Genomic DNA, 3,692 nt, shown 5'->3' on the forward strand with positions numbered 1-3,692 from the left:
GGCGCCAGTTGTTGTCCTCGAAGCAGGTGCCGGCTTCGGGACGCGTGTGCTCGTGCCGGAAGCCGAGCGTGTGGCCGAGCTCGTGGGCCACGATGTTGGACGGCGTCCACGAGCCGGAGTTCATCAGCGATGCGGCGTTGATCAACACGTTGCGCGAACGGTCCGAGGAGCTCGGGAAGAACGCACGGGCGATGTAGGACGTCGTGTTGGTGGGCTCGACCGAGAAGAGCACCGCGTTGTTGCGGGTGGTGCAGTTGGCGTCGTTGGCGGACAGGTGCGTGAAGTTGACCTTGGACGACGCCGCCTCCCACTGCCCGGCACCGGAGGCCATCGCGGTGACCACGTTGGTGTACTGGTTGCCGAACTTGGTGCTCACGCAGTAGGTGAGGTTGAGGGCCTGCGAGGCGCTCCACCTGTCGTCGGCACCGCCGACGGTGTTGACCACGAGGCCGTTCTCGGTGCTGCTGGTGGAACTGGCGACGAGTCCGTCGTAGAAGGACTTCAGGTCTCCGGTGGTGGCGACGGGCTCGTCGCCGTTGACGATGTACTGCTGGTCCGCGTCGCGGTAGGTCTGCGCGTGGAACTGCGAGAACGTCGGGATGTCGCCGTCGGTGGCGGCGATCGCAGGTGTGGCCAGGGTGGCTGCCAGGACGGCGGCGGAGGCGAGAGCAAGCTGCCCGAGTCGGTTGCGCTGCATGAAGGGTCTCCTCAAGGGGGTGGTTGTGGTGAGAGCACACTCCGCCCGGGGATCCAGCAGTGGCACCTGTTTCCCGAGAACAGTGCGTGGGGTGAACCATCCCAACGAGGATCGCCCGTGTAAAGGGTTCGACGCACATGATCTTGCGGCCCCTCACGGCTGGGATGGGATGCCTCCTAGGCTGACCCCGTGCGTATCGCGACCTGGAACGTCAACTCCCTCCGCTCCCGCATCGACCGGGTCGAGGCCTTCCTCGACCGGCACGACGTCGACGTCCTCGCGCTGCAGGAGACCAAGGCGCGCGAGGACCAACTGCCGCTGATGGGACTGCAGGCGCGCGGCTACGAGATCGCGGTCGCCGGGGTCAACCAGTGGAACGGTGTCGCCCTCATCTCCCGCGTCGGCCTCGATGACGTGACGGTCGGCTTCGATGCCATGCCCGGGTACGGCGAGCCGCTGGCCGCCGAGGCCCGCGCGATCGGCGCACTCTGCGGATCGGAGGACGGCAGAGGCGGAGTCCGCATCTGGTCGCTCTACGTGCCCAACGGACGCAAGCCCGACGACCCGCACTACGCCTACAAGCTCGACTGGCTGGCGCGCCTGCGCGAGGCGGCCGGCGAATGGCTCGGCGAGGAGACCGCGCTGGTCGGCGACTGGAACATCTGTCCCACGGACGTCGACGTCTTCGACCCGGCCCAGTTCCGCAACTCGACGCACGTGACTCCCCCAGAGCGTGCGGCCTTCCAGGGCTTCCTCGACGACGGGTACGTCGAGGTCACCCGCCAGCACGCGCCCGGCTACACCTACTGGGACTACTACCGCCAGCGCTTCGAACGCGACCGCGGCCTCAAGATCGACTTCGTCGTCGCCTCCCCCGCGCTCGCGTCTCGCGTGACCGGTGCCTTCATCGACCGCGACGAGCGCGACCCCGCCCAGGGCACGGGCAGCCCGTCCGACCACGCGCCGGTGATCGTCGACTTCAACTGATGTCGGTGCCTCCTGTCACAGTGCTGACATGGAGATGCTGACGATCCTGGTGATGCTCGCGGTGGGCCTGGCGCTCGGCTTCGGCCTGGGCTGGCTCGCGTCCCGTGCCCGCCCCCGCGACGAGGGCGTGCTGGCCGCGCTGGAGCAGCGGGGCGCCGACCAGGCGATCGTGCGCGAGGGCATGGAGCGCCTGCAGGACCAGTTGCGCGACCTCGACCACGAGCGCGCGACCTGGCAGGGCCAGTTCGGCCAGCAGGTCTCCGACATGCGGATGACGACCGAGTCGCTGCGGCGGGAGACGTCGTCGCTGACGTCCGCCCTGCGCAAGCCGCAGGTGCGGGGGCGCTGGGGAGAGCTGCACCTGCGACGCACCGTGGAGCTCGCGGGTCTCGTTGCGCGCTGCGACTTCACCGAGCAGACCCAGCTGGCCGACGGGGTTCTCCGGCCCGACCTCGTCGTCCATCTGGCCGGCGGCAAGTCGGTCGTGGTCGACTCGAAGGTCTCCCTCGACGCGTTCCTCGACGCGGCGAACAGCGAGGACGACGACGAGCGCGAGGCGCACCTCCAACGCCACGTGCGCCAGCTGCGCACCCATGTCGACCAGCTCGGCAGCAAGGCCTACTGGCGAGCGCTCGACGAGACGCCGGAGTTCGTGGTGATGTTCGTCCCCGCGGAGGCGTTCCTCTCGGCGGCCCTCGACACCCAGGCCGACCTGCTCGAGTACGCCGCCACCAAGCAGGTCATCCTCGCCACCCCGACCACCCTGATCGCGCTCCTGCGCACCGTTGCCCACGGGTGGTCGCACGAGACGCTCGCGGCCCAGGCGGCCGAAGTGCGCCGACTCGGCACCGAGCTCCACCAGCGACTCGCCTCCCTGGGCGGTCACCTCGACAAGGTCGGCCGGTCCCTCGGCGCCGCCGTTGCGGCGTACAACGCAGGCGTCGGCTCGCTCGAGGGCCGGGTGCTGGTGACGGCAAGGCGGTTCAACGACCTCGGTGTCACCGCCGACGAGCTCCCGACCCCGCGACAGGTCGAGGAGGCACCGCGCGCTCTCAGTGCGCCCGAGTTCGTGGCCCGCGACATCGAGACCGGTGACGACGTCCTGGCCGGCGACTTCGCTGCCCTGGGCGACGTCGCGACACCGGGGCCGAGCGAGGCGACGCTGTTCGACGACACCGGGACCCGCCCCGAGGAGCCAGGGGTCCGCCGTGCCTAGCCCCCACACGCGGCCGCGGCGCGGCGCCGATGAGCCGCCGGCCCCCGGTTCTACGGTGTTCAGCGTGAGTCACCCCGGATCCGTGTGGACCGAAGGTCTCGAGCCCGGCCGGCAGGCGGTCGCGCTCGGGGTCGCCGCCGTGCTCACGATCGTGGCCATCAACGTGCTCCTCGTCGGGGAGCTCAGCTTCTTCTTCGACCTGTGCTTCATCGTGCTCTGCCTAGGCCTCGCGCTGGTGGTCAAGCCCCACGACTTCTTCACCGTCGGCGTGCTGCCGCCGCTTATGATGCTGGCCGTCTTCGCGCTCCTCGGTGCGGTCGCGCCCGAGACGGTCGCGGACACAGGCGACGGCATCGTGCAGACGGTCGTCTCAGGGCTCGCCCACCACAGCGGAGCGCTCGTCGCCGGCTACGCGGTCTGCCTGGGCACGCTCGCGCTGCGCCAGCGCAGCCGGAGCCGGGCCGACGCGTCCGTCTGACCCGCGCTCAGACCTCGAACCGCTGCACGTCGCCCGCCCCGCGGCGTACGACCTCGGGCTCGGGTCCGGACCAGTCGATCACCGACGTCGGCTGGGCCGTGGTCTCGCCGGCCTCGATCACGATGTCGACGACGTGGTCGAGCTCTTCCTTGATCTCCCAGCCCATGGTGCGGGCCTCGGTCTCGCCGGGCAGGATCAGCGTGCTGGTGAGGATGGGCTCGCCGAGCTCCTCGAGGATCGCGCAGACCAGCGTGTGGTCGGGGATTCGGACGCCAACTGTGCGCTTCTTGGCGTGCATCAGCCGCTTCGGCACC

Annotated in this window: 5 protein-coding genes; 3 read left to right on the forward strand and 2 right to left on the reverse strand. The window is 69.9% G+C overall.

The window, feature by feature from the left end; all coding sequences use genetic code 11:
* A partial coding sequence (locus RMO85_RS03685) for a M57 family metalloprotease (protein ID WP_310526537.1) occupies nt 1-697 on the reverse strand: 697 nt, incomplete at its 3' end.
* Nucleotides 698-886: 189 nt separating this feature from the next.
* Between RMO85_RS03685 and RMO85_RS03690 the strand changes: the two genes are divergently transcribed.
* The 3 genes from RMO85_RS03690 to RMO85_RS03700 all read left to right on the forward strand — a co-directional run bounded on the left by RMO85_RS03690 (nt 887) and on the right by RMO85_RS03700 (nt 3,378).
* Nucleotides 887-1,684, forward strand: a complete 798-nt coding sequence (locus RMO85_RS03690) for an exodeoxyribonuclease III (protein ID WP_310526539.1) — start codon at nt 887-889, stop codon at nt 1,682-1,684.
* A gap of 28 nt (nt 1,685-1,712) precedes the next feature.
* Nucleotides 1,713-2,900 (forward strand): DNA recombination protein RmuC, encoded by a 1,188-nt coding sequence (locus tag RMO85_RS03695; protein ID WP_310526541.1) that lies wholly within the window; start codon nt 1,713-1,715, stop codon nt 2,898-2,900.
* 64 nt (nt 2,901-2,964) lie between these two features.
* The gene (locus RMO85_RS03700) at nt 2,965-3,378 is read left to right on the forward strand and encodes a DUF6542 domain-containing protein (protein WP_310526543.1); all 414 of its coding nucleotides are present in this window, start codon (nt 2,965-2,967) and stop codon (nt 3,376-3,378) included.
* Nucleotides 3,379-3,385: 7 nt separating this feature from the next.
* On the opposite strand, the gene RMO85_RS03705 is transcribed toward RMO85_RS03700, so the two are convergent.
* On the reverse strand, nt 3,386-3,692 hold a 307-nt coding region (locus RMO85_RS03705; protein ID WP_310526545.1), incomplete at its 5' end, for a Sua5/YciO/YrdC/YwlC family protein.

This window comes from Nocardioides sp. (genome assembly GCF_031422975.1).
GTDB lineage: Bacteria > Actinomycetota > Actinomycetes > Propionibacteriales > Nocardioidaceae > Nocardioides.

Coding starts and splice junctions, on each gene's coding strand:
- RMO85_RS03695 (WP_310526541.1), top strand. CDS start 1,713: ATGGAGATGCTGACGATCCTGGTGATGCTCGCGGTGGGCCTGGCGCTC.